The following is a 26,120-nucleotide window of genomic DNA, read 5'->3' on the forward strand; positions in this document are numbered from 1 at the left end:
ATTTTGTTTTCAGTTAGACTTTTAAGAAACGTCCGAGTGATGTCGTTGATCCCCAAACCCCGATGAACGCACCAAGTGCGAGTAAAATCAAGGAAACTTGTACCGACAATTCGCCTGGTGGAATCAAACTAAAGATGGAAGCGTTCAAGGAAATCAGTTGCGGTTGAAGGGCATTGTACGTCACTTCATATCCAAAGTAGACGACAGCGATTGGAATCAATGCTCCGAGTATCCCCATCAAAAGACCTTCGACGAAGAATGGCGCCCGGATAAATCCGTTTTTCGCCCCGACGAGACGCATGATCTCAATTTCCCGGCGACGCGAGAAAATCGTCACTTTGATCGTGTTCGAGATGAGGAACATCGCCATGAATGTCAGACCGACAATCAAGATGATTCCACCGATCCGGACACCTTCGAGGAAGTTAAACATTTTCTCGACGTAATCTTCGCCATATTCGACGCTATCTATATTTTCCATTTTTTTGACTGTATTTGCAATAGTTTCTGTCTCATTTGGTGAAGTTGCTTTGACGATGAAGCGGTCGTGTAAGGGATTATCCTTCTCGACTGACTGGTACGCCTGCGATCCTTCCCCTAATTGTTCTTTAAAACGATTCAGTTCATCTTCTTTTGAACTGTACCGGACCGATTCGACACCCGGCATCTGTTCCAATTTCGAGCCGACAGAATCGATTTTCGCTTGATCCGCTTCTCGTTCGACGAACACTTGAATCTCGACGTCTTTTTCGACGTTGTCTGAAATTTTATTGACGTTAAACATGACCATCGCAAAAATCCCGACGAGTAATAATGTCACAGTTACGGCACTGACAGAGGCGAATGTCATCCAGCCGTTTCGGACAAGACCTTTCGACCCTTCCCGTAAATGACGGAATCCATTAAACTTCATAGCCGTACATTCCTTTCTCTTCGTCACGGACGATTTTTCCATCGTCGATCGCAAGTACGCGGTGACGCATTTTGTTGACGATATCCCGGTTGTGCGTCGCCATTACGACCGTTGTCCCACGGCGATAAATTTCTTCGAAGACCTCCATGATTTCCCATGCCGTATCCGGGTCAAGGTTTCCGGTCGGCTCATCGGCGATGACGAGTGACGGACGGTTGACGATTGCACGGGCAATCGAAATCCGTTGTTGTTCCCCACCCGACAGTTCATCAGGATAGTTTCGTGCTTTGTGTTTGAGTTTAACGAGATCGAGGACCTCGTTCACTTTTTTCCGGATTTGCGCTTTGTCGTCTCCGACTACTTCAAGCGCAAACGCCACATTTTCATAAACCGTCAACGACGGGAGCAATTTAAAGTCTTGGAAGATGACGCCGATTTGACGGCGGAGTTCTGGAATCTGACGGTTTTTCAGCTTACCGACTTCGATTCCTTTAAACAAAAATGAACCGCTCGTCGGTTTCTCTTCGCGGTACATCATCTTCATGAATGTTGATTTCCCGGCACCAGAAGGACCGACGATATAGACGAACTCACCTTGATTGATCGTCAAATTGACCTCACGAAGTGCAGTGACTCCGTTCGGATATATTTTACTGACTTGTTGCATCTTGATCACGTACTTCACATCCTTACTTAATTACTGAGGCGATCAGCTAGGTCTCAAAACCTACCGAATCCAATTATAACAGGCATGAAAAAAATCCACATTACAATCAAATGTCATTTCCTACTGATTTCCATAAAAAAAGAACAAGAAAATGACGAACACATGTCGTGTCAGGCATCTCTTGTCCCATACTATCACATAGTCATTCTTATTTCATATCTGCCAACCAGTCAGCGACAGCGACGATTTCTTTATCGTCTTTCAAGATTCCAGCAGGCATCTGCCCTTTACCGTTCTTGATGATTTTTTGAATTTCTTCAGACGAATATTTTGAACCGACTTTTGTTAAGTTAGGTCCAACGTTTCCTTCTAAATTGTTCCCGTGACACGTTGCACAGTTGTTCGCGAAGATTTTTTCCGCGTTGACTGCTGTTTCAGTTTTTGAAGAATCATCATTCATCGACGAATCATCGTTCATCGACGTATCCTCTTTTGTTGTATCCGATGAGCTTGAATCATCACTACCACAAGCACCGAGTGCAAGTGTTGCGCCTAATCCTGCCGCGAGTAAAAGATTTTTTAATTTCATCCGTCATACCCCCTTAAAAATGCCAAGCACCATTCTTACCTAATTAGAGTATAACCGTTCCTGACGATTCTTAAGCATGATTTCACAAAAACTTCACGTTTTTACTACATTTAGGGCACATTGTGATACCGCTTGTCGTCCGTAAATCCAAGTCCGAGTACTTCATGCGCTTCGCTGACGACGAGGAACGCGGTCGGATCAATGTGTTTGACGATTTCTTTTAAGGTCGTGATTTCGCCTTGGCGGACGACAACCATCAGCATCGGTTTTCGTTTTCGGGTATACGCACCAGCCGCCTCGATTTCCGTTGCCCCACGGTCGAGCGTCTCGAAAATCTCTTTGACGAGTGCTTCCCGTTGATCCGAGATGATATACGCGAGCTTGTCGTTCGTAATCCCGAGTTGGACGATGTCGATCATCTTGATCGTGATGAACAACGCGACGAGCGCATACAGACCGATTTCGAGCGAGAAGATGATCGCGGCACTGATGACGATCGTCCCGTCGAGCAAGGCGATACATAAATGAAGCGGCAGTTTCGTGAAGCGGTGCAGAATTTGGGCAATTAAATCCATCCCTCCGGTCGAGGCGCGTCCCTTAAAGATGAGCCCAAGTCCGATTCCGACGCCAGCCCCACCAAAAATCGCGGCGAGCATCGGATTCATCGTTGCTGCCGGGACCTCGAAGCGTTCATAAATCAAGATGACGACGGGCAAAAAAATGGAGCCGACGAGTGACTTGACGCCGAACCCCATCCCGAGAATCATCCAACCGATCGCAAGCAAAATAATGTTCGCAGCAAGCTGGAACAGTCCCGGTGAAATCCCGAACAACTCATTCAGGACGATCGACAGACCACTGACGCCTCCCGAGGCAAGTTGATTCGGTGCGAGAAACAGGCTGAAGGCACTGGCGACGAATAATGAACCTAATAATAAATAAATATAGTCGCGGACGACTTCCTGACGTGTCGATGTCATGCGTTGCATTTCCCCTTACCTTAAAATCTAGAACCTGTTTTTTATTTTAGCGCAAAAAGGGAAGTGACGACTAGCCAGTCCGACCAACTCGCAGTGGTTCTCTTATACCGCACTAAAGGGTTTTGAATACCGGACCGTCCCCGTGACGCCCGTTAAGGCATTTCGGACGAGCGGCATGACGAAGAAGACGTCTGCCGGAACCGGGAACGGTGCTTCGATTCCGTAATCGATTGCCCGCTCAAACCCGAACTGGGGATAATAACTGTCGTGTCCGAGCACGACGATATGGTGTTCCCCCGCTTCCCGAGCTTCCTCGATGACTTGGCGAATCAACTCTGACCCGATGCCTTTGCGTTGCCAGACCGGCATCACCCCGACCGGTGCTAACGCAAGAGACGGGACGTCCTCGATATGGATGCGACTGAGTAAGACGTGACCGATGATTTCTCCCCGGTCAGCGACGGCGACCCGGCTGAACCGCGGCATCGCCTCGTCGTCTTCCCGCAACGCGTCGACTAAATCCGATTCTGCAGCCTGTTCAAATGCTGCTTCATGAACACGGCGAATCGCCGCCGCATCCTTAAATTTTTCCTGACGAATGATCATCGCAGTTCCTCCTTTTTTGAAAAAAACCGCCGACATGACCGTCGACGGCAGGTGCTTGTTACATATTGAGTAAACGGAGGTAGGCATCGATGAAGCCCATGATGTCGCCATCCATTGCCCCTTGCGTATTCCCGACTTCGTAGTTCGTCCGGTGATCCTTGACCATGCTGTATGGGTGGAAGACGTATGAACGAATCTGGCTTCCCCACGCGATATCCGATTTTTCGCCACGGATTTCATCGAGTTTCTTTTGTTTCTCCTCGATTTCACGTTGGTAGAGTTTTGCTTTCAACATCTTCATCGCTGCTTCACGGTTCTTGATTTGCGAACGTTCTTGTTGACATGAAACGACGACGCCCGTCGGTACGTGTGTGATCCGGACGGCAGAGTCGGTCGTATTGATGTGCTGTCCACCGGCACCTGACGCGCGGTACGTATCGACACGGAGGTCTTCCGTCCGAATGTCGATATCGATGTCATCGTTGAACTCCGGCATGACGTCACACGAGACGAACGACGTATGACGACGGCCCGACGAATCAAATGGCGAGATCCGGACGAGACGGTGAATCCCTTTTTCCGCTTTTAAGTATCCATAGGCATTGTGCCCTTGAATACGGAGCGTGACTGATTTGACACCCGCTTCGTCACCTGGTTGGTAGTCCATTGTTTCGACTTTCCAACCCTGTTTGTCGCAGAAGCGTTGATACATCCGTAACAACATTGACGCCCAGTCTTGCGACTCGGTCCCGCCTGCACCTGGGTGCAACTCAAGGATGGCATTGTTGGCGTCATATTCACCGTTCAACAAGATTTGTAGTTCAAACTCGTCGAACTTCTGTTTGATGTCGCCGAGTTCTGACTCGAGCTCTTCTTGTAACTCGACATCCGGCTCTTCTTTAATCAATTCATACGTCAAAACGATGTTCTCATGTCCATCGGCGAGGTGTTGGTACTTATCGACCATCGCCTTCAAACCGTTCGACTCGTCGATGACTTTTTGCGCTTCTTCTTGATTGTTCCAGAAGTCCGGGAACGTCATCTCGTTTTCAAGCTCTTCGATCCGGGAAATCTTCGTTTCTAAATCGAGCGATGCCTTATATTCTCCGAGTTTCTTTTCCATCCACTCGGCGGTGTTGCGTATTTCTGCTAATTCCATTGTGTTCCACCTTCTCTTTCCGTCAAAAGAGGCAGGAATCTCCCGCCTCTTTCAGTCGATTCATCACTTACGCCTGACGGCCGTGACAGTTCTTATATTTTTTACCGGATCCGCACCAACATGGGTCGTTGCGTCCGATTTGGTCATTCGGGTTTTTACGGACGGGCGCTTTTTTGACGACCTTATCCTCTTTTCCTGAGACCGCGACTTCATCTTTGACGACTTTTTCGCGTTTCAAGTTCGGATCAAGGTCGGCACGAAGGACAAATTGTGTCACTTCTTCTGCGATTGCCGCGTTCATCGTATCGAACATCATCGAACCTTCTGATTGGTATTCCCGCAGTGGATCATTTTGACCGTAGGCACGAAGGTGAATCCCTTCACGCAACTGATCCATCTGATCGATGTGGTTCATCCAGTGTTGGTCGACGGCACGTAAGACGATGACTTTTTCAAACTCGTCAAACGCTTCAGCCGGTACTTCCGACCGTTTGTGTTCGTAGTGTGCGAACGTCCGCTCTTTGAGCAGCTCGATGATTTCTTCGCGTTCTTTGCCGAACAACTCTTGCTCCGTCACTTTTTCTTCGACGGCAAGCGTCTGGTTCGCCCAGTCCGCAAGTGCACCGATGCTCCATTCTTCCGGAACGAACTCGATCGGTGTGTACTGATGGACACCTGATTCAATCGTTTGTTCCATCATTGGACGGACGATGTCGGACACAGACTGCGCATCAAGAATCGCGGCCCGGTCCGCGTACATGACTTTCCGTTGGTCGGCCATGACATTATCATACCCGAGGACTTGTTTCCGTGCATCGAAGTTATTTCCTTCGACCCGTTTTTGAGCGGATTCGACGGCACGTGAGACCATCCGGCTTTCGATTGGTTGCGAATCGTCCATTCCAAGACGGTCCATCATCGATTGCAGGGAATCTGATCCGAAACGACGCATCAGTTCATCTTCGAGTGAAAGGTAGAACTGGGATGCCCCCGGGTCTCCTTGACGACCGGCCCGACCACGTAACTGGTTATCAATCCGGCGCGACTCGTGACGTTCTGTCCCGAGGATGTAGAGACCACCTTTTTCGATGACGCCTGCGCCGAGCTTGATGTCGGTACCACGACCGGCCATGTTCGTTGCGATCGTTACCGAGTTCGGTTGCCCCGCATTCTCGATGATTTCTGCTTCACGGGCATGGTTTTTCGCATTCAAGACTTCGTGACGGATGCCACGTTTCTTGAGGATCCCACTGAGGAGTTCCGACGTTTCAACAGCGACCGTACCGACGAGGACAGGTTGTCCTTCCCGGTTCGCACGGGCGATTTCGTCTGCGACGGCAGCAAATTTTCCGTTCATCGTCTTGAAAATCAAATCCGGCTGATCGTTACGGATGACGGGTTTATTCGTCGGAACCGGTACGACATGCATGTTATAGATGTTACGGAACTCTTCTTCCTCCGTCTTCGCCGTACCGGTCATCCCGGCAAGTTTCGTATACATCCGGAAGAAGTTTTGATACGTGATCGTCGCTAGTGTCATCGACTCACGTTGAATCTCGACACCTTCTTTTGCTTCGATTGCTTGGTGAAGTCCTTCCGAATACCGGCGACCTTCCATGACACGACCTGTGAATTGGTCGATGATCATGACTTCGTCTTCCCGAATCATGTAGTCGACGTCACGATGCATGACTGAATTCGCTCGGAGCGCGAGGCTCAAGTGATGATTGAGTGCGACGTGTTCAAGTCCAAACAAGTTGTCGATGCCGAAGTATTTCTCAGCACGGTCGATTCCCTGTTCCGTCAACAGAACACTTTTCGTTTTGATGTCGACCGTATAATCTTCATCCGCTTTCATCATCTTTGCAAACATGTCCGCTTGTGAATAAAGCGCTGTTGATTTTTCGGCAGAACCTGAAATGATCAGTGGTGTCCGCGCTTCATCGACGAGAATCGAGTCGACTTCATCGACGACGGCATAAGAGAGCGGACGTTGGACGCGGTCTTCTTTATAGAGGACCATGTTGTCACGCAAGTAATCGAATCCGAACTCATTGTTCGTTCCGTACGTGATGTCACAGCTATACGCTGCTTGTTTTTCTTGACGTGACATGCTTGACAGGTTCAAACCGACCGATAGACCGAGTGCCGCGTAGAGCGGCTCCATGATGTCACGGTCACGTTTTGCCAAATATTCGTTGACGGTGATGACGTGAACGCCATTGCCGGCGAGTGCATTCAAATAAACAGGAAGCGTCGCAACAAGCGTTTTCCCTTCCCCTGTCTTCATCTCGGCGATATCCCCGTTATGCAGGACATATCCCCCAATCAATTGGACGCGATAGTGACGCATGCCTAAGACACGTGTCGATACTTCACGACAGACGGCGAATGCTTCCGGTAAGATATCATCCAAATCTTCTCCGTCCGCAAGACGCGTCCGAAACTCCACTACTTTACCTTCTAATTCTTGATCTGATAAAGCACCGATTTGTTCTTCGAGTGCTTCAACGGCGTCTGCCGCTTTGTCTGCTTTTTTCAGGACACGTTTCGTCGGTGCGAATAACTCTTTTAGAAAATTAGCCATGCCTTACAGTCCCCTTACTTCGAACGATTCTTTATATGAACAGAATTCCGAGATTTTTCCTTTATTCAGTGTACCGAATACGCCGTCAAATTTCAACACGCGGACCGCGAAACCTCTCTTCTTCCTGCTTCCATCAAGCATACGCATCAATCAAAAATATAGTTTTCTAGCATATCAAAAAGGGACTCACTCCTAAGAGCGAGTCCCTTGTACATTCATTATTCTGGTTCAATCAAGCCGTAACGACCGTCTTTCCGACGATAAACGACGTTCGTGTTACCCGTTTCAGCGTCTGAGAAGACGAAGAACGTGTGACCGAGCATATCCATTTGAAGAATCGCTTCTTCCGTATCCATCGGCTTGAGTGTGAAACGTTTTGTTCGAACGAGTTCGAGTTCCGCTTCATCCTCTTCGTAGACAGGTGCTTCTGCCTCCGGTCCTTCGAGCGTTTTGAAGTACTCCCCAATGCCGCCTTCTTTGGCGCGTCCTCTCCGATTGATCTTTGTTTTGTGTTTCCGGATTTGACGTTCGAGCTTATCGACGACGAGGTCGATTGCTGCGTACATGTCGCCATTTACATCCTCTGCACGAAGCAAGAGGTTTGGCATTGGAATCGTCACTTCGACTTTTTGCTTCTCATTGTTGACTTTGAGATTAACATAAGCCGTCTGCGCTTCCGTAGGAGTTGTAAAATAACGAGTTAACTTTTCAAGCTTTTTCTCGACGTAATCCTTGAGAGCATCTGTGACGTCCAAGTTTTCACCGCGAATGTTGTAGATCATGTAAACTCCTCCTTAAGTAACCGGTTGAACCTATGAATTCGATAAACTTCAGGCGTTTCCTTCTGAAGATTCAAAATTCTTTTGGTTCGTAATTATTATACCACGATAAACGATACAAGGAAATGAAAACGATGACATTCTGTTGAACATCCCCCTCAATCTCTAGCGTACTATAATAGTTTTGTGTGGTGATATTAGCGTATATACCCGTAACAAAATAAGATGAAACAAAAAACCGCTTTTAGGCATTGCCTAAAAACGGTGGTGGCTGCGACTTGGATTAAAGTTTCGACACGTTCGCAGCTTGTGGACCGCGATCGCCTTCGACGACTTCAAACTCAACTTCTTCGCCTTCTTCAAGTGATTTGTAACCGTCTGCTTGAATCGCTGAGAAGTGGACGAAGACGTCTTTTGCGTCTGATGTCTCGATGAAGCCGTAACCCTTTTCAGCATTAAACCATTTTACTTTGCCTTGTTCCATTCGAATTCACGTTCCCTTCGCAAACCAGAGTTCGAGAGCAAGCTCTCTACCGCTTAGTCTATCAAAAGAAGGAATTATTGACAATTAAAAATTCAGACTAATTTGAATTCAGTGACGATTTCGAAAATAAAACGCCATCTATTGCTGTATATTTAAAAAAATTACATTGTCATTACAGGTGTAGTATTGTATTATATCGTTAGTAATTACCTATTTTATCCATTGTCCTATTCTAAGGAGGATGCAGTCGAATGCGACCATTCCATAATGACGAAAAGTATCGAATCACGAAACGGACCGTTGCGATTTTGCCGTGCTACGACATGATGAAACAATCCATCATCGTCCTAGAAGACGGCTCAACGATCATGACGCCGCTTCGTCCGTATCAACTCCTGCAGCTGTCTTGCAGGCAGTACAACAGTTCCATCGAGGAACGGATCGTCACGGCTAAACGTGTCGCGTCCGTCAAAGGAAAAGTACCTGTCGTCATCGAACCGACGCTTGGTCTCGTCTTTTTCCCTACCAAATCACCAAAACGTGATGATTGCGAGTGGTATGCCTGGAGTCACATGTCCGACGTCATCGAGGAGGACGGACAAACTAAACTCCAAACTCGTAATGGCATGATCCTTCCCGTAAACGCCTCTCCCTACATCGTCCGTAACCAAATGAAAGCAACCGGCGAGCTGATGGCTCGTTACCAACAATTGAACGCGATGACATTAGAGGAACGCTTTAATGCAATCAAACATTAAAAAAAATCGATTGGGCGATGAATTCGCTCAATCCTTTTTTGTTTATGCCGATATATAATAAGATGAAGAATTTATTGAACAGGAGGTGCAGCGATGAATATCCAGTTGCAACCAAACAGTCCAGCCGTCCCGTCGAAACCGGCGACACTGTCCGACAAAAAGACCTATACCGGGACCGTGCTCGAACAGACAGGACCGAACACGGCACTCGTCCAGGTCGGACGGGATCAAATCGAGATGACGTTCACAGGTGACGTCCCCACCGGCGAATTCCAGTTTAAGGTAAAAGGAACGACGACGGAAGGATATTTAATTGAACAGTTGACGGACCAGACCACTCCTGCACCGGCGAGTCCCGTCAAGACCGACGCGACTGGCGTCGATCCGACCTTGCTCGAAGATTTACCACAAGACTTAAAACAAGCCGTCGCCCGACTGCTTGCGACAGGGCAACTGCCGCAAACACCGGAGACCGTCGCCCGGCTCGTCGCCGCTCTGCAAGGAACATACAAAGACCTCGTCGTCGCTCTTGTCACCCGCCCTTCCGACAGTGCCTTGCCGGCGGACGCCGACGCGCTGATCAGCAACTTGCTTACCTCGACTGATTCGCTCGTCGATTTATTACCGGAACGGCAAGCGGTCGTCGATAAACCGACACTCGGCAACGTTATCGCACTCGACGTCGCCCGGACGACACTTCCGACACGAAGTGATGTCGACCAGGCAACAGAGCCCGTCTTACGCCAAATCGTGACGCATTTGCCGCGCGAAGCGCAAACACAGATTTTCGAAGCAATCGACCGTGGCGCATTACACGAAGCCCGGGAGCAGCTCCGTCCCCACTTCCCGCTTGAAGTGACGGCAGCAACTCCGACGAAACTCGAACAATTGATGACACTGACGGCTGCCCGGCAAACAACGGAGACGGTCACGCCGCCCGTTGCGAAGTCGGTCGAACCGGCAACATCACCCGTCCGCTCAGCATTGACGATCGTCCGCGAAGTGACACCACGACTGGCCGAGATGACGAACGACTTCCGCAGTAATCAGCGGACGATCGTCTCACAACTGAAACAAATCGAACCGCTTGTCGAAGGGCGTCCGGCACAGATGGCACAAGTCATCGAAAGTACGGCGAACCGCCTCCGGCAAACGCTCCAACAGACGGATGCGATGTTACATACGTCGATGCGTGACGAAAAACAATTGATTCAGTGGCTGTCGAAACTCGAACGCGGGGCGGATCTTGCCGCAAGCGGCCGTGGAACTGAGGCAAAAGCAGTTCTTCAGGAAGTAAGGCTCGGTTTCGAAGCATTCCGCTTTACACCGGCAAACGTTCGGACGACCTACTTACCGGAGTTGAACCCGGCTGCCCGTCCGCTACCGACGACATTACCGGCTGCACAATCTATGCCCCAAGCGGCTAACCGGGCGATTCCTTACGAACCGGGGCAAAACAGCCCCCGTGTCTTACAGGAAACAGTTCAGAAGACTCTTCAATTGCAAACGGCCGAGTTGAAGCTCGCGACACCGGCAGCAAACCCGGAAGCGGCGAAACTGCAGACGTTCCTGACGACACAGCAGCAAGTTAATAAACCGGATGCCAGTCAACAGCTGCAACAGCTGTTGCTCGCTCTGCCCGTCCAACTCGTCGAAGGGACAGCCGGCTTACACGTCCACCTGCAAAATAAACGACCCGATGAAGTCATCGACTGGGAAAACAATACACTCTATGTCCAGCTTGAGACACCCCGGCTCGGCGACATCGGCGTCCGCGTCGAAACGGTCAACCGCAAGATGCAGATCACGATTGAAAATGATTTGCCGATTCTCGAGCGGCTGGCGACCCCATTCCTCGAGCGGACAACGGATGCTTTAGCAGCAACCGGCTTTCAAGACGTCCGGATTCGCTTCAATCCGTTCACGAAAGAACACGTAACGGAAGAACCTGTCAAACCAGCCGACACACCTGCCGGCTATGATTACCGGATTTAAGGAGGAGCCATGTATCAAAAAATCGATTTAAAACATCGGAAATCTGCAGCCGTCCTGCGGTATGATGAACAGGCAGGCAGTGCGCCAATCGTCGTCGCCCGGGCGACCGGACAAGCAGCGGACCGGATTTTACAGGAAGCCCGTGCGAGCGGTGTCGCGATTGAACACGATACGTCGCTACTCGGACACTTACTTGACCTCGATCTCGGAACAGCGATTCCGCCGCAACTCTACGATGTGATGGCAGAATTATTATTGTTGATTGAAGAACTCGATCACGCGAAAGGACGGGACTGATGACAGAACAGGAACTGTATCAAATGACACCGCAACAACTGACGGAAACGATGCTCAAAGGGCTCGTCCTGCAATACGACCGGTCGTTACTCGCCCGTGACGCCAACCGGTTCGACGAAGTCAACGAACGGTTGCAAAAAGCCTATCAACTCTTAATGAAACTTCAGGCAGGTCTACATGACGACGGTGGCATCATCACCGGTCAACTCGACGCCCTTTACCACTACTTAGCAGACCAGACGTTACAGGCCTACCGGACACCACTTGTGTTAGACGAACTGCTCCAACTGGCAGAAGAACTGCTCGTCACGTGGCAAGCCGCCAGTCTGAAAAAAGAACGGCCGCTCGTCCGGGCGGCACACCATGAACGGTATGAAGGGATGGATTATTAATGCGGATCACCAATAACGTACAGGCACTCAAAGCGTACCGGAACTTAAGCGTCAATCAGACGAACGTCAAGACGACGATGGATAAGCTGTCAAGCGGTCAAAAAATCAACCGCGGTGCCGATGACGCGGCCGGTCTCGCCATCTCGGAAAAGATGCGAAACCGTCTCAAAGCACTCGATAAAGCGGAACAAAACGTCCTCGACGGCATTTCGATGGTCCAGACGCTTGAAGGCGGCATGAGCGAAACCCATAACTTATTACAACGGATGCGCGAGCTTGCCGTCCAGGCCGGAAACGGGACACTCGCGGCCGAAGACCGGACAGCCATCCAGGAAGAAATCAACCAGCTGACGAATGAAGTCTCACGGATTGCTACAACGACCCAGTTCAACGGCAAAGATTTATTGACGGGTAACTTTAGCACAGAAGACAATGCAATTTTCATCCAGACGAATGCCGGAGCAAACGAAGGCATTTCCTTGACGATTGACGACATGCGGGCACAAAACATCGGCATCAGCTCGACTACCCAGCCGAACACCGATTTCCGCAAATTGGATGTCCCGAGCGTCGACGGTACTCCCGAATACGCCCTCAGCGTGATGACCGAGCAGGACGCGAATGATGCAATCAGCCGTTATACGCAAGCAATCGATACGATTTCAAAGCAGCGGTCAAAACTCGGCGCCATCCAAAACCGCTTCGAAGCGATGACATCCGTCCTCAGTGTCAGTAAAGAAAACCTGACGGCGTCGGAGTCACGGATTCGTGATACGGACATGGCGCGTGAGATGATGGAATATGCAAAATACAATATTTTGAATCAATCCGGTATGGCAATGATTGCCCAAGCGAACGCTTTACCGCAAGGCGTCTTACAACTACTCAACTAATCAGGGAGGACGACAGCCATGGATATCCGGCGCATCCAAGAAACGAGCCGCCTGCAGACACCGAAGACCGGACCACGCGAGGTCGAGGCGTCGACGACGTTTTCTGCGTTAATGCAAGACAAACGTGAACATAAAGGCTACGAACGGCTCCAACAAAAATTGACGCTCGTCGAAGAGCATGGACAATTGCTCGCCGAGAGCCAGACAATCGAGAACCTCGAGAGCTATAAAGAAAAAATCAAGGACTTCTTAAAAGATGCCCTCGATCAATCGCAGCAACTTGAGGAAAAACGCGGGTTCAACCGGCGCGGACGGACGAAAATCTATAAAGTCGTCGAACAGGTCGACGCGAAGTTACTCGAACTGACGAACACCGTCATCTCCGGCGAATCACGCCGCCTTGATATCCTCGATCAAGTCGGGGAAATCAAAGGGATGCTCGTCAACGTCTTCGTCTAAACTCAATCAGTTAAAGGAGCCAGCACCATGGCCGAAATCTATTCAAAAAAGTGTAAATGCCCGTATTGCCTCAAGGAAACAGAGACGAAACGTGTCTTAAGCCGACATATCCGAATTAAAAGAACAGACCTAGACGGCTTTATTCATTATCAAGGACCGAACGTCTATTATTACGAACCGGTCCAGTGTGAACATTGCCATCTCATCTTTCACGAAGCATTCGAAAAACTGCGCCCGGACGCGCGTGAGACACTTGCGACGAACATCTTGCCGTCATTGCCCGTCCTACCGTTTGCGGCGACCGAGCGGACTGCAGAGCAAGCGTTGCAGATCTACAAGTTATGCCTCTACACGGCGCAAGTGTCAAAACAAAAAGACAGCATCCAAGCGATGCTTGGGATTCGGATTGCCTGGTTGAACCGGTTGCTCGAAAACAAGGAACAGGAATTCCTCTGGCTCGAACGGTCAGTCGAAAAATACGAGGCGCTTTATCTGGATTATACAGACGCCGTCCGAACCGGCATCCCGCATGATGTTTTGCTACTGCGAATTGCCGATCTTTATGCGAGTTTGGAGCGGACAGATGACGCTAAGCAATGGTATAGCCTCATCTTCCAAAGTCCAAAAATATCTGACCGGATCAAAAAAGATGCCCGCGAACACTGGGAACTGTATCGGGAACAGCACTCTGTCTAAATCGACTGTTATTCAGCAAAAAAAGCTATCTGATCCGCTTCTACAAATGCGAATCAGATAGCTTCTTTAATTAGAAAAGGACATCCATTACGGATGCCCTTTTTTTGTTATGACTCACGTCGATATTTTTCTTCTTCGTAGACGTCAGGTCCGTCCGAGATCGGGCGTTCCGCCTCTTCCCAAGATTCGGTCTCGACGTCCGGTTCGATGAATTGATCATACGAACCATCCGATCGGTAAAACGGTTTTGGCACGGTACGTTTTTTCTCTTCACGTTTAGTCACGCAAGATCCCTCCCTAGAATAAGAAAGTTACTGACGAGAATCAAAATATGGTGAAAAACTACCTTCCACTTCTTCGTACGGGTCGATATACGATTTCCGGCTGACTTTCGTCTGTCGGAGTTGACTGATTTGTACCCCTAATTTAGCGGTTTCTTCAGATAATTTCAAGTCTAGTTTCCGACTTTCGGCGACGAGTTCTTGAATGACCGCTTGATTTGCTCCGGCAAGCAAGTTCGAATGAGCGGCAATGAACGCTTCGCGTTCATTCAGCAAGTTTTGAATCTTGCTGAGCCATTCATCATAGACTTCTTCTTCCGGTGTCTGCTCAAGCAATTCCATTAAGTGTTTCGTCTTCAGGCGCAGCGGATCAAGCGGACTCATCGCTGACGCGCGAGCTTCATCGCTTCTTTCCATGTTTCACGGAATTCTTCCGCAAAACCAATCACTTCGTCGATTGCCGTTACATCATTTTTAATGTTCGCGTCAATCAAGCGTCCCTGCATGTAATCATATAAATTATTTAAATCAGTTGATAAACTGATTGATTTATTGAGTGTCAGTTGGAGTTCCGTGATGATGGCTTGTGCTTTTTGAATGTACATATTTTTCTCTTGAATGTTCCCTTGTTCGATGTTACGTTTTGCCATCATCGCAAACTTAATCAGTCCTTCATACAGCATCAACGTCAAGTCTTGCGGTAATGCTGTCGTCACCGAATTTGATTGGTACGTTGCATATGGGTTCATCGTCTGAAGTCCTCCTTATTGTCCTAAGTAATTCGCAAGTGTAGCTGATTGACTATTTGCTTGGTTCATCGCCTGTTCCATTGCCGCGAAACGGCGATAATAGGCATTTTCTTTTTTTGCTAGCCTTTCTTCCCACGACAGCATACTCTTATCTACATCAGCTAATGATTTTCCGAGACGATACGTCGTCGCAATAGCACCATCAAGTCCGGCGACTTTTGAAATCTTCTCTCTAATAATATTCGAAAAGCCTTGGATTTGACGAACAAATCCATCCAGTCCCCCAGGGTTTGGTGTAACTGAACCATCTGGATTCGTAACAGGATTTGGTGCATCCACTGTAAATAGTTTATAAACACCTTCTGGTTGCTCCTCAAGCATTTTTTTTAGCTTTGTTTCGTCAATTTTAAGTTTGCCACCATCACGGAAATCACTCGTCGTTGTAATCCCGATTTGCGACATGTAGTTCAAGGCAACCGTATCTGTTCCTGATTGGTACGTATAACCCGTATCAATTTTCGAAGAAATTGCACTGCGGAATTGATTTATTCCATTACGAAGAAAATTGTCATTTCTTAAAACTCCACTAATCGCTTTTTCTTCCCACTTTTTAACTTGATCTTCACTAAGCTCTTTACGTTGAGCATCCGTTAAGGGTTGGAAATCGCGGTACTTCTCTTCACGCACTTTAGAGTTCATTTTATCAATCATCTCGTTGTACTTATCGATAAATTTTTTAATTGAATCAAAGTTCGCTTGCGTATCGACCTTTGTATTAAGTGTGACTGGTGAATCTGACGCACCATTTAAAGTAATTGTCAGACCGTTTTGTGTAAATGTATTTGTTCGTTGTTCCAGCTCCTGTCCACCAATCGTATACTTAGCGTTCTTTCCGTCTTTCCCCAAAACAGGATCTGCTGAATTCACCTTTTCAGTTGCTGTATTAGCATCTGTAATTGAGATATCGGCTCCACTCGGATTAAGTTTTCCAGTGCTTGTTTTTGTGATGACAAGCTTTCCGGTAAGATCATTGTAAACCGCACTCATACCAAGACTTGTTTTACTATTGATTGCTGCCGTCAAGTCAGTGAGTGTTTGCGTCGAATCAAGCGAAAGTGTTTCACTGACTGCGGTTCCGTCGGCAGAAAAAGTGTTGATTTGAACGTTCACCTTTCCATTGCCGTCGACAGTAAATAAGCCACTATCAGCAAGCGTCGCACTACCTGCTTGACCAGGTACAGTCTTCATCGTAACAGAAGCTGAAGATGCCAATTGACCTACTTTATCAATAGTGACACTCCCAGTAGTCGCAGTTGAACTTGCCGTTACTGACACCTTTGACGTATCAGAACTCGTGACGGTTTTTGACATATAGTTTTTTGATAACAACATGTCACTCGCCGCTGTCCGTAAGTCAAGTAATCCCCGGTTCATTTCACGGTAGGCATCGCGTTGCCACGTTAAGGTTTGTTTCTTTTGCGCTAAACGATCGACAGGTGCACGTTCCGCCTGCATCAATTGTTTAATCATCGTTTCTGTATCGATCCCACTTGCGAGACCACTTATCCGAAGTCCTGCCATCCAATCAGTCCTTTCTAGTTAAATCCGTTTGTCGATCAGTTGATTAAATTCCATGAATGCTGCAAAAAAATCCAGTTCTTTTTTACTTGGGATTTCTTGAACGACATTGTTGTTCGTATCAACGACTTGAATATAAAATTCATTCAGCTTTTCATGTTTGACGAACTTTAGACCGGTACGCTGTGTTTCTAATTGTAAATTTGCTTTATCAATCGCCGTCTCAAGTTTCGTTACATGTTGCGGCGTCGGTAAGATGACGATTCCGTCTTGCGCGAGTTCCTCTTGATTCGCTTCAACGAAGACGTTCCGTGTTGCTTCGTAAGGTAATACATTTGCAGGCAGGTGAAGCCGAATTTCCGTATTGATGGAATTCATAGACAGACACTCCTTATTTATTCTCTATTTAGTATATCGGTCCAGACGATTCTTTTTATTAGTTTTTCTTTAAAGTTCTTAAAATCGGGAATAAAGGAACATACGTTCTTTCATTTAAAAGGAGGAGTTTTCATGTTACTTAACGCACTAACCAAGTCACAACAAGCTATCTTACTGGGAAGTATATTAGCCGATGGTGAAATCACGAAATGTTATCCGCAATCACGTCGGAAAAACAATAGTTACCGTGAGCATTTTGGAGAGTCACAACGCTTCTATCGAGAATGGAAAATGCAACAATTACATGACTTACTTTACATTCGTCAAAATTATTTAGTTTCAAAATCTCTTCCACTTTTGACTGAGCTATACCCATTATTTTATCCGCAGCACTTGAAAGTGATACCGATGTCCTTACTTCCACGTTGTCAGCATCCGTTATTTTTGTTGACGCTTTATTTAGATGACGGTTCATTAATGATTTCAAAACGATTAAATCGAAAAGGTCAACTCTTCGTCACCCCTTCGATTGCCCTTTATTTACAGTCCTTCCCTTTAGATCAGTTGACGCTTTTCTGTCGATGGTTAAATGAGACATTTTCGCTGAATTTTCGATTATCCAAAACACCGAATGAGAGTGGTTATTTCCTAAAAACAACTCGTGTAACGGATGCTCTCGATTTCTTAAACCTGCTTACTTCGTATACAACAGCTTTACCGAATTTTTCTTACAAATTGAATTGGCCGATTCGTCTTGAACAACTTAAGCAAGACTATCCCAATCATGAAGTCGTGTCATCAAGTCCGAGTCGGCCTTATACAGTCGATGAATGTTCAACCATCCTTCAGTTAAAAGAACAAGGCCGGACGACACAAGCGATTGCCGATGAACTAAATCGAACATACTGGTCCGTCACTTATAAATTCGGACAACTAAAAAAGGCCATGGAACGAGTCCATGACCTTGAAGTAAAAAGTATGACCAATTACGATTAACGGAGTAATTGGAGAACGCCTTGCGGCTGTTGGTTCGCTTGCTACGCGCATTAGCTTTCGCTAATGATAAGACTATATCTTCATCCTAGTTGTTACTAGGAGCTGGGCGCTTCCCCCGCCGTTTACGGAGTACGGATTTCATAACCATCGGACATGTCCATTAGGTCGTTTATCCTAGTCGTTGAACCTTCACCAAGGTTTCCCTACAGGTGCTTGGCTGCTGATTGTCCAATCCTTGACGTTTTTCAGAACGGTCACGCTCGCCGTTTCCAGCCACGTTGTCGTACATCAAGGCTCTAAGGAGTTCCAGCAATTCACCCAGTCATGCTCTGATCAGTTACCCGATCAGACGCCCGGTGGAATCAAATTACCGAAGGAGTTGAAGCACGCCTTGGGGGGTTTGGTTCGATTGAGCCAACATTGCTTGTGCAGCTTGTGCAAGAATCGAGTTTTTCGTTTGGTTCATCATTTCTTTCGCCATGTCAACGTCACGAACACGTGATTCAGCTGCTGTTAGGTTTTCAGAAGATGTTTTGATGTTGTTGATTGCGTAATCTAAACGGTTTTGGTTTGCACCAAGGTTAGAACGCTCTGTCGAAACAGTTTTAATAGCATCATTAATTGTAGTGATTGCAGCTGTTGCAACTGCTGCAGTAGATGAAATATCAATTGCAGTAGCGGCTTCTGTATCATCCGATGCGATACTTAATCCTGTTGCGCCTGTCATGTTACCGACAGTTAAAGTGATTTGTTGGCTTTCGTTCGCTCCTACTTGGAAAGTAAAAGTACCGTTTGTGTTAGGACCACCAGCTCCTGTCAACAAATCTTGGCCATTGAATTGTGTATCTCTAGAAATACGGTTGATATCTTTTGCAAGTTGATCTGCTTCAGATTGTACAGCTTCACGGTCTTCAGTTGTGTTTGTGTCGTTTGATGCTTGGACAGCAAGTTCACGCATCCGTTGGAGCATTGAATGAGTTTCATTTAATGCACCTTCAGCTGTCTGAATCAATGAGATACCGTCTTGCGCGTTACGTGAAGCTTGATCAAGTCCACGAATCTGCCCGCGCATTTTTTCAGAGATTGAAAGACCAGCTGCATCGTCACCCGCTTTGTTGATGCGGAGACCTGAAGCCAGTTTCTCCATGGATTTACCTTGAGCTGCAGAAGCGCTCGAAAGTTTGTTGTGTGTGTTAAGTGCTGTAATGTTGTGATTGATAATCATTGTAGTTTCCCTCCATAGGAATAATTTTTTTGTCTCTTTGAAGATCCTTCTTCTCCGAGATGCGCCCCCTGGCCGGCCCAAGAGTAGCGCGGTGGTTGTAGTCGATGACTGCTTCCACTCTATATATCGTCGCCGTGCAGAAATGTTTAACAGTTTCTCTCAAAAAAAATAAAAAAATTCAAAAGAAAAATCGCAGACGGGACTTCCGCCTGCGATTCCTAAATTAGAGACGCGTTGCCCCTGTCTCTTCCTGCAGTTGTTCCGCGACTGCGACCAGCTCTTCCATAGCGCCGTTGACTTCACTGAGTGATGCTGCCTGATGGCTTGATGCTTGTAAGACTTGCTCGGCATGTTTTGATGCTTCTTCGACCATCGCCAGGATGTTCGCTGTCGTCAAACCGACTTGATCGATTTCTTTATCCGACTTCACGACAAGTTGATCGACCGATTTAACGCGTGAATAAACATGTTCTGTCGAATGGTGAATCTCTTCAAATGATGATCCTGCTTGTTCGACAAGTCCGACACCGGTCGCGACTTCTTTTTGAACGTCCGTCATCGCATTCGCCGTATCATTGACAAGACGTTTGACACCGGAAATCAAATCAGTGATTTCTTTTGCTGATGTCGCTGTTTGTTCGGCCAGCTTCTTGACTTCCGCCGCAACGACGGCAAAACCGCGCCCGGCTTCACCGGCACGTGCTGCTTCAATCGAGGCATTCAAACTGAGTAAATTCGTCTGTGCTGAAATGTCACTGATGACGTCTGTGATTCGTGAAATTTCACCAGTCATATCCGTCAAACGACCATTGAGTGTCGCTGATTGTTCCATTTTACTTGAAATCATATGCATCGCTTCAACGGAATCCGTTGCAAGTGTCTTGCCGTTCTCGGCTTCCGTCTGCATGACGGTCGCGGATTTCAAGGCTTCGTTCATTTCTTGGGCGACTTCATCCATCGTCCGTTTGACGGCGCCGAGCGCATCCATCGAGAGGTAAGCTTGATCAACGTTTTCGTTCATCTTCGTCGATAGCTCCGCCATCGCTGAACGGATACTCTCGCCTGACGCGTTGCCTTCCTGGACGGCTGCCGCGATTTCTTGGGCAGATGCTGTCAATTTATCGCTTGAGCTGCCCATCTGTGTCGCTTGCTTGCGAATATGTAACACCATCACTTCGAGTTCATGCATCAACTGATCCACTTCGTCGCCACGCGTCGCTTCTTCGAAATCCACATCAAAGTTGCCGTTCGCGACTTCACGTGCCGTCTGTGTCGCTTTTTCGATGGCTTTGATTGGCTGACGGAGAATCAACTGAATCAACAGTGATCCGAGAATCGACAAGACTAATCCGATGCCCGCTCCAAATAAAATCCCTTGACTTTCTGCGACGTCGACTCCACGCGAGAGGAATAATGTAAGCTGGGCAGAAATTCCGCCTGTAATGATTGAAATGACGAGAACCCATACAAATAACCGAATCTTTAAATTGCTACGTAACTTACTCATATCCGTAACTTCCCTTCCTGATTCTTTTCTCAACATTCTCCTTATCGGCACCAGATGAGAACGCTTTAATAGGATTGACCTGATTTCAAAGTCGATTCAATGATTAATTTGTAACAAAATAACAATTTCTTTCATTCTGCTTCTTACTTCATGAAAAAACCGTCCGCTTCGTCATCTGAGCATGACAAGGCGAACGGCTGATATTTTTACTTACGGTCAATTTCGACGTATTTATACGAGATGTCCGTCCCGACGTTGTGACGGACGAGGTGTGTGACTTCCGTGTTTTGTAAGAAGGCGTTTTTGCGCTGGTAGACCGGTGAGATCGCTTGATCATCGAGCAACAGCGATTCTGCCTGACTCAACAGTTCCAACCGTTTGTCCTGATCGAGTTCGTTTTCTGCCTGCTCCAAGAGACGGTCATACTTTTTGTTCGAGTAATCCATCATGTTGAACGGGTTACCGGTCATGAACAAGTTCAAGTACGTCGTCGCGTCTTGATAGTCCGGTGCCCAGCTCGCGAGTGACAAATCATAGTCCCCTCGTCCTTCACGGGCAAGGCGTTCCTTCTTCGGCAACGACAGGAGTTTGACGTCGACGTTTTGGCGTTTGAGCGTGCCCTGGATATACTCGCCGATTTTTTTCGAGACTTCATCGTCTTCGATGATCATCGTCAATTCCAGATTTTGCGGTTCAAGAACTTTCTTCGCCTCTGCTTCATCAAACGATGACGTGATTTGACGCGTTTTGTCATACTGCGGATCAAGGTCTTGTGGGACGATGTAATCGGCCGGTAACGAACCGTTTCCGAGTAATGTTTTCGTCAACGCTTCTTTATTATATGCAGCGTCAATCGCTTGGCGGGTCTGCTTGTCTTTTAAAGCGTCCGTTTTTTGATTCATCCGGATGAAGAACATCCGCGAATCACTGAACGTGTTGTACTCTTTTTTATCTTTATAGTTGATGACGTTTTCCGAGTTGAGTGGTGCGACATCAAGTTCGCCTGTTTCAAACAGGTTGATCGCAAGCATCGGGTCCTTGATGATTTTGACATCGACTTCGTCAATCTTGACCTGCTTTTTGTCCGCATAGTCGGCATTTTTCGCAAGCGTGTAGCCTTGCTCTGCTTGATATTTTTTGAACGTGAACGGTCCATTGTAGACATTCGTCTCCGGGTCCGTCCCGAACTTGTCGCCTTCCGCTTTGACGATGTCTTCACGGACCGGCATGTATGTCCCAAACGTCGTCATGCTGAGGAAGTACGGTGTCGGCCGTTTCAGTTCGATTTGTAATGTTTCATCGTCGATGACTTTCGTCTCTTTGACGGGCTCGAGCAAGTAGGCGAATGGTGAGCTCGTTTCGATGACACGCTCATACGCATAACGGAAGTTTTCTGCCGTGACGGGTTTCCCGTCAGACCATTTTGCCTTTGGGTCAAGCTTAAACGTATAGACTTTACCATCTTCCGATACGCTGTGTGACGCGGCAGCTGCCGGGACGAGTTCATTGTTTTCATCAAAGCGGTACAACCCTTCATAAATCTGGTTGAAGATGTTTGATGTGATTGCATCTGCCGGGTCGACCGACAAGAGATCATAACTTTCCATCGTGTGCAGGACTTTCTTTTCGTTTTCATTCGGTGCTGCTTTTTCTGTGTCTGTCGTCGAGCATCCTGCGAGTAGGAACGCCGTGCTTGCCGCCGCGATCAATGTCTTCTTCATAAAAAATTCCTCCTAAAGATAATGTGCGTTGGATGATTCGGCGTTCCTTGACGTAAAACAAAAGACGCCCTCTATGCATAGCAAAAGCTGCTGCATAGAGGACGCCTGTATCCGCGCGGTGCCACCTCTAGTTGAGATTAAAAATCTCCTCTTGTCGCTGGTCCAACAACCAGCTAGCCCGATAACGGGGGCAACCGTCCTGTCTACTGCAATCGTTCAACAGGCTCTCAGCGGTCCATTCCCTAATCAGCTTACCGCGTCAGGCTCTCACCTTTCCTGACTCGCTTTGTCGGCAGTGTTGACGGTACTTACTCCGCGTCGTTGATTTGTTTGATATGGCTTAACTTGGTCTTTACTTTACACGGCTCGGATTTCACTGTCAATCAAAAAAGCTTAAAACGGATGATCTTCCTGTTTCTCCTGTTCTTTTCGGACCGGACGGGGACGAATCGGTTCGACCCGCTCGACGTGTGTTCGCGTGATAATCCGGTTACCGAATGCCGCGTCGAGTAAGATTGTGATCGCCGCTGCGATGTGCAACAGCATCCCGACGACTGGAATGACACCGACTGTCGATGCGACGATTCCGACGATGTTCCCTTTTGAGACATTGCCGGCCCGTGCCGTCAACACCACAACTACGATGTGGAACGCAAGCATCAACCATAACGCGTTATAACCTGACCCGAGAACAATCAATCCACCGAGAAACGGAATCCCGAGGATTGCCTCTAAACCACCTGATACCCACTTCAACGTCCGTAATGATTCCTGTCGACCATTCACTACCGTCGCCTCCTTTGTTTTTCCATATGCCTAGTATACGACAAAACCATAGGAAGGTTTCAGACTTCTTTTAGATTATGAACTTGTTTTTAAGATCGTTTCCTTCACCACATATCATCGGATTCCTAACAAAAAAGTTTCCGTCGTCCGGGCGCGACTCCTACAGGAAAAGGAAGGGCTCGTTCCTTCCGTCAGGAACAGGCAAGACCCGGTCGGCTGAAAGTCGATCGCGGCTTGCGTTCCGCCCGAGGAAAGCGCGTCAGCGGACAAAAGGAAATGAAACTCTATCTTTTAGAGCAATAAGACCCCGACGCTATGTCTTTTATAACAATTATGATAAACAAGCCAAACTCATGAACTTTCCATCGATTTACTACGTTTCGGTCGTCCGGGCGCGACTCCTGCGGGAAAAGGAAGGGCTCGTCCCTTCCGCCCGAGGAAAGCGCGCCCGAGAACGATCGAAAACGACACCCTACCTTCTTAAAGAGTAGTAAGACATAAGGTCTATGCTTACTATACAAGTCCACAAAAAAAGCCCACTCCCGTGGACTTTCCGTCAAACTGCTTATAGTTCAAGCACGTGGAACTGATAACCGCGTCCGACGACGAACCCAGCTTCTTTATAGAGATCCAGTGCGCGAGCGTTGTCTGTCTCAACATCGAGTTCAAGCTGCGTCCGACCTGTTCGGAACAGCGCTTGGACCATTAATTTCAACATTTTTTTTCCGTAACCATTGCCTTGTGCTTCCGGACGAACGGCAAACGCATGAATGCTGGCTTGTGTGTCAGACGCTAAATATGCCCGGATGACACCGACCGATTGACCGTTCGCGACACCGATGAACGTCACGCGGTCCTCTGTTTCGATTGCTTGATAGATTGCTTCCGCTTCATCATCCGTATTTCCGAACGACTTGCCGAGCGTCTCGACGATGAACGGACGGTCATCTGCTGTCGCTTCGCGTAACTCGAAGTCAGGATCCGCTTTTAAGAACAATTGCGCTTTTTTCAGCACCATGTTGTATTCCGTCATCCGGTACTCTGCCCCGAGTGTTCCTAAAACTGCTTTACCAGATGTACTGGCATCATCGACGACGAACGTAAAACCTTCCGCTCCCGCTGCACGCGCCGACTCTGCTGCCGCTTCGACAAGTTTTGTAAAGATGCCTTGCTTCCGGTAATCCGGATCAACGAAGACATTGACTTCCCACTCTGTTGGTAAGTAGGCGAAAGCCTGCAGGTAGCCGACCAATTTCGACTCATCGTAGACGGCAAAATCATTTTCGCCGATCCAGTCCGCTGCGACCTTCAATTCAATTCCGTCATGATCATTGACACATTTCTCAAGCTGCAAGACATCTGTCGTTTGTAAGACTTTTGTTACTGTATATTCCATCTCTCTTCACCTCAACCTTTACTATATAGCGAACCATTAAAAGAAGCACTAGCAAAAAGCTAATGCTTACTGCAGTTTAAATGTTTTCATCATCGTCGGAACGTGATACGTGATCAAGCGGTCGATTTTTTTGTTCCCGACCGCCCCATCGACGGCTTCCGTCGGTTGGACGTAATAATACGTTTTATTGCCTTTTGTCCCGAGGTATGTGCCATACCCGACTTGACGTTCGAACTGTTTTTTTGACAGTTTTTTCGGCTCATAGTTCAAGTTGACGAGCAACTGATCTTTTCCTTTGACCTTATAGTAGAACGAAAACGTTCCGCTTCGTGTCACGGTACCGTATTTCGTCTTGACTGTCTTGTTTTTGATCAGCTCGACTTTGTCTTCGGCGATTGCTTTTTTCAGCGTCTTTGTCGTCTTAACGGTATAACCAAGCTGTTTGTTTTGAACCGTTCCTTTTTGATACGTAACCCCCGTCGCCCCAAAAGCTGTCACAGGAATCAGACATGCCCCGATTAATAGTCCTGTCATTGCAATTCGTTTCATGCTGATTCCTCCTCTATGTATGCGATAATAATGAAATTCCCTTTCGTACAATAGGTAAACCTTATTCTCGAAAAAGATTTGACGGAATTGTCTAAATTTCTTACGATAAGAGTAACGAAACGAAATGGGGTTAAACGGATGGCTGAACAAGAACAATTAACGCAAGAACAACTCGATAATCTGCTCAAGAACTCATTTGCGATGCAGGTACCAATCCTTGAGAAGTTCATGAAAGATACACATGACCGTTACGCGCTCGCAACCACTTCCTTTAAACGTGACATGGAAGCGATGAAAGAGTCGGAGTGGCATCAGTTTTTTGCTGGTAAATTGTTACCACACTTCTTCCTCGAGCACCTTGGGTTCGGCGCATCATTCCGCTTCAACGGACACGATAAAGAAGTCGACCTCCCGGACAACGTCGTCCCGGTCCGAAATGACGCGGATGACCAAATCGCTAAAGTCGTCCTCGGTGTTGAAAAGGCGATGAAGGACATGCACATCAAAAACCACAGCCTCGTCGCGAAGTTCTATCAAGAAACACTTGAACTCGCATGCCAGATGGGGAGTCGCGTCGGGATGAGTGACGAATTCTATACACTCGTCAAACCGAGTCTCGCACACGAAAACGAAACGAAGTAATCAGAAAGACGGCCGATTGATCAGTCGCCTTCAAATCAAAACGCCGATGGTCCCGTTT

The 26,120-nt window shown here is 47.6% G+C and carries 29 protein-coding genes and 1 other annotated feature; of the genes, 9 read left to right on the forward strand and 20 right to left on the reverse strand.

Annotated elements, in window-relative coordinates:
* Positions 1-13: 13 nt before the first annotated feature.
* From ftsX to KNQ04_RS02615, 9 genes are all read right to left on the reverse strand, one after another.
* Positions 14-913, reverse strand: a complete 900-nt coding sequence (gene ftsX, locus KNQ04_RS02575) for a permease-like cell division protein FtsX (protein WP_214847061.1) — start codon at positions 911-913, stop codon at positions 14-16.
* The gene (gene ftsE / locus KNQ04_RS02580; RefSeq protein WP_214847063.1) at positions 903-1,589 is read right to left on the reverse strand and encodes a cell division ATP-binding protein FtsE; all 687 of its coding nucleotides are present in this window, start codon (positions 1,587-1,589) and stop codon (positions 903-905) included. Before ftsE ends, ftsX begins: the two co-directional genes overlap by 11 nt.
* 199 nt (positions 1,590-1,788) lie before the next feature.
* Positions 1,789-2,169, reverse strand: coding sequence for a cytochrome c551 (gene cccB / locus KNQ04_RS02585; protein ID WP_214847064.1), 381 nt, complete (start codon positions 2,167-2,169; stop codon positions 1,789-1,791).
* Positions 2,170-2,279: 110 nt separating this feature from the next.
* Entirely contained in the window at positions 2,280-3,149 is an 870-nt protein-coding gene (locus KNQ04_RS02590) for a YitT family protein (RefSeq protein WP_214847066.1), read from the reverse strand.
* A 102-nt stretch (positions 3,150-3,251) separates the two neighbouring features.
* Entirely contained in the window at positions 3,252-3,755 is a 504-nt protein-coding gene (locus KNQ04_RS02595) for a GNAT family N-acetyltransferase (protein ID WP_214847068.1), read from the reverse strand.
* 58 nt (positions 3,756-3,813) lie between these two features.
* Positions 3,814-4,914, reverse strand: coding sequence for a peptide chain release factor 2 (gene prfB, locus KNQ04_RS02600; RefSeq protein WP_034800913.1), 1,101 nt, complete (start codon positions 4,912-4,914; stop codon positions 3,814-3,816).
* A 67-nt stretch (positions 4,915-4,981) separates the two neighbouring features.
* Positions 4,982-7,501, reverse strand: a complete 2,520-nt coding sequence (gene secA / locus KNQ04_RS02605) for a preprotein translocase subunit SecA (protein WP_214847070.1) — start codon at positions 7,499-7,501, stop codon at positions 4,982-4,984.
* A gap of 218 nt (positions 7,502-7,719) precedes the next feature.
* A complete protein-coding gene (gene hpf / locus KNQ04_RS02610; protein WP_026827559.1) occupies positions 7,720-8,283 on the reverse strand; it encodes a ribosome hibernation-promoting factor, HPF/YfiA family in 564 nt (187 codons plus the stop codon).
* A 280-nt stretch (positions 8,284-8,563) separates the two neighbouring features.
* Positions 8,564-8,764 (reverse strand): cold shock domain-containing protein, encoded by a 201-nt coding sequence (locus KNQ04_RS02615; protein WP_214847072.1) that lies wholly within the window; start codon positions 8,762-8,764, stop codon positions 8,564-8,566.
* A 251-nt stretch (positions 8,765-9,015) separates the two neighbouring features.
* Here KNQ04_RS02615 and KNQ04_RS02620 point away from each other — a divergent pair, with 251 nt between their 5' ends.
* The 7 genes from KNQ04_RS02620 to KNQ04_RS02650 all read left to right on the forward strand — a co-directional run bounded on the left by KNQ04_RS02620 (position 9,016) and on the right by KNQ04_RS02650 (position 14,254).
* On the forward strand, positions 9,016-9,522 hold the full coding sequence (locus KNQ04_RS02620; RefSeq protein WP_214847073.1) for a competence protein ComK: 507 nt from the start codon (positions 9,016-9,018) through the stop codon (positions 9,520-9,522).
* A gap of 93 nt (positions 9,523-9,615) precedes the next feature.
* A complete protein-coding gene (locus KNQ04_RS02625) occupies positions 9,616-11,517 on the forward strand; it encodes a hypothetical protein (RefSeq protein ID WP_214847075.1) in 1,902 nt (633 codons plus the stop codon).
* A 9-nt stretch (positions 11,518-11,526) separates the two neighbouring features.
* Complete coding sequence (locus KNQ04_RS02630) at positions 11,527-11,814, forward strand: EscU/YscU/HrcU family type III secretion system export apparatus switch protein (RefSeq protein WP_029331404.1); 288 nt, start codon at positions 11,527-11,529, stop codon at positions 11,812-11,814.
* Entirely contained in the window at positions 11,814-12,206 is a 393-nt protein-coding gene (locus KNQ04_RS02635) for a flagellar export chaperone FliS (RefSeq protein ID WP_214847077.1), read from the forward strand. The genes KNQ04_RS02630 and KNQ04_RS02635 overlap by 1 nt, the downstream gene beginning before the upstream one ends.
* Positions 12,206-13,099 (forward strand): flagellin N-terminal helical domain-containing protein, encoded by an 894-nt coding sequence (locus KNQ04_RS02640; protein ID WP_214847078.1) that lies wholly within the window; start codon positions 12,206-12,208, stop codon positions 13,097-13,099. Before KNQ04_RS02635 ends, KNQ04_RS02640 begins: the two co-directional genes overlap by 1 nt.
* An 18-nt stretch (positions 13,100-13,117) precedes the next feature.
* A complete protein-coding gene (locus tag KNQ04_RS02645) occupies positions 13,118-13,558 on the forward strand; it encodes a YaaR family protein (protein ID WP_029331409.1) in 441 nt (146 codons plus the stop codon).
* A 27-nt stretch (positions 13,559-13,585) separates the two neighbouring features.
* On the forward strand, positions 13,586-14,254 hold the full coding sequence (locus KNQ04_RS02650) for a DUF2225 domain-containing protein (RefSeq protein WP_214847080.1): 669 nt from the start codon (positions 13,586-13,588) through the stop codon (positions 14,252-14,254).
* A 107-nt stretch (positions 14,255-14,361) separates the two neighbouring features.
* Here KNQ04_RS02650 and KNQ04_RS02655 read toward each other — a convergent pair whose 3' ends face one another.
* The 5 genes from KNQ04_RS02655 to KNQ04_RS02675 form a co-directional block, all read right to left on the reverse strand.
* Complete coding sequence (locus tag KNQ04_RS02655) at positions 14,362-14,538, reverse strand: hypothetical protein (RefSeq protein WP_214847083.1); 177 nt, start codon at positions 14,536-14,538, stop codon at positions 14,362-14,364.
* A 27-nt stretch (positions 14,539-14,565) separates the two neighbouring features.
* A complete protein-coding gene (locus tag KNQ04_RS02660; protein WP_251136820.1) occupies positions 14,566-14,952 on the reverse strand; it encodes a hypothetical protein in 387 nt (128 codons plus the stop codon).
* Positions 14,916-15,284 (reverse strand): flagellar export chaperone FliS, encoded by a 369-nt coding sequence (fliS, locus tag KNQ04_RS02665; protein WP_214847084.1) that lies wholly within the window; start codon positions 15,282-15,284, stop codon positions 14,916-14,918. The genes KNQ04_RS02660 and fliS overlap by 37 nt, the downstream gene beginning before the upstream one ends.
* Positions 15,285-15,299: 15 nt before the next feature.
* Entirely contained in the window at positions 15,300-16,814 is a 1,515-nt protein-coding gene (gene fliD, locus KNQ04_RS02670; protein WP_251136821.1) for a flagellar filament capping protein FliD, read from the reverse strand.
* A 69-nt stretch (positions 16,815-16,883) separates the two neighbouring features.
* Positions 16,884-17,240, reverse strand: coding sequence for a flagellar protein FlaG (locus KNQ04_RS02675; protein ID WP_029331418.1), 357 nt, complete (start codon positions 17,238-17,240; stop codon positions 16,884-16,886).
* Between the two features lie 132 nt (positions 17,241-17,372).
* Here KNQ04_RS02675 and KNQ04_RS02680 point away from each other — a divergent pair, with 132 nt between their 5' ends.
* A complete protein-coding gene (locus tag KNQ04_RS02680) occupies positions 17,373-18,236 on the forward strand; it encodes an endonuclease (RefSeq protein ID WP_214847086.1) in 864 nt (287 codons plus the stop codon).
* A gap of 367 nt (positions 18,237-18,603) precedes the next feature.
* Here the strand turns inward: KNQ04_RS02680 and KNQ04_RS02685 are convergent, their stop codons facing one another.
* The 6 genes from KNQ04_RS02685 to KNQ04_RS02710 all read right to left on the reverse strand — a co-directional run bounded on the left by KNQ04_RS02685 (position 18,604) and on the right by KNQ04_RS02710 (position 25,420).
* Positions 18,604-19,461 (reverse strand): flagellin N-terminal helical domain-containing protein, encoded by an 858-nt coding sequence (locus tag KNQ04_RS02685; protein WP_214847087.1) that lies wholly within the window; start codon positions 19,459-19,461, stop codon positions 18,604-18,606.
* A 223-nt stretch (positions 19,462-19,684) separates the two neighbouring features.
* Entirely contained in the window at positions 19,685-20,968 is a 1,284-nt protein-coding gene (locus tag KNQ04_RS02690) for a methyl-accepting chemotaxis protein (RefSeq protein ID WP_214847089.1), read from the reverse strand.
* Positions 20,969-21,174: 206 nt separating this feature from the next.
* Positions 21,175-22,689, reverse strand: a complete 1,515-nt coding sequence (locus KNQ04_RS02695; protein ID WP_214847091.1) for a peptide ABC transporter substrate-binding protein — start codon at positions 22,687-22,689, stop codon at positions 21,175-21,177.
* Positions 22,690-22,783: 94 nt separating this feature from the next.
* Positions 22,784-23,020: a binding site (T-box leader), on the reverse strand.
* Positions 23,021-23,082: 62 nt separating this feature from the next.
* Complete coding sequence (locus KNQ04_RS02700; RefSeq protein WP_214847092.1) at positions 23,083-23,475, reverse strand: hypothetical protein; 393 nt, start codon at positions 23,473-23,475, stop codon at positions 23,083-23,085.
* A 565-nt stretch (positions 23,476-24,040) separates the two neighbouring features.
* Positions 24,041-24,871: a GNAT family N-acetyltransferase gene (locus KNQ04_RS02705; protein ID WP_214847093.1), complete on the reverse strand. Its 831-nt coding sequence runs from the start codon at positions 24,869-24,871 to the stop codon at positions 24,041-24,043.
* 66 nt (positions 24,872-24,937) lie between these two features.
* Positions 24,938-25,420, reverse strand: coding sequence for a hypothetical protein (locus KNQ04_RS02710; RefSeq protein ID WP_214847094.1), 483 nt, complete (start codon positions 25,418-25,420; stop codon positions 24,938-24,940).
* Positions 25,421-25,558: 138 nt separating this feature from the next.
* On the opposite strand from KNQ04_RS02710, the gene KNQ04_RS02715 reads away from it, so the two are divergent.
* Positions 25,559-26,062: a hypothetical protein gene (locus KNQ04_RS02715; RefSeq protein ID WP_214847095.1), complete on the forward strand. Its 504-nt coding sequence runs from the start codon at positions 25,559-25,561 to the stop codon at positions 26,060-26,062.
* The last annotated feature ends 58 nt before the right edge of the window (positions 26,063-26,120 follow it).

The sequence above is a fragment of the Exiguobacterium sp. s193 genome (assembly GCF_018618755.1).
In the GTDB taxonomy this organism is placed as follows: Bacteria; Bacillota; Bacilli; order Exiguobacteriales; family Exiguobacteriaceae; genus Exiguobacterium_A.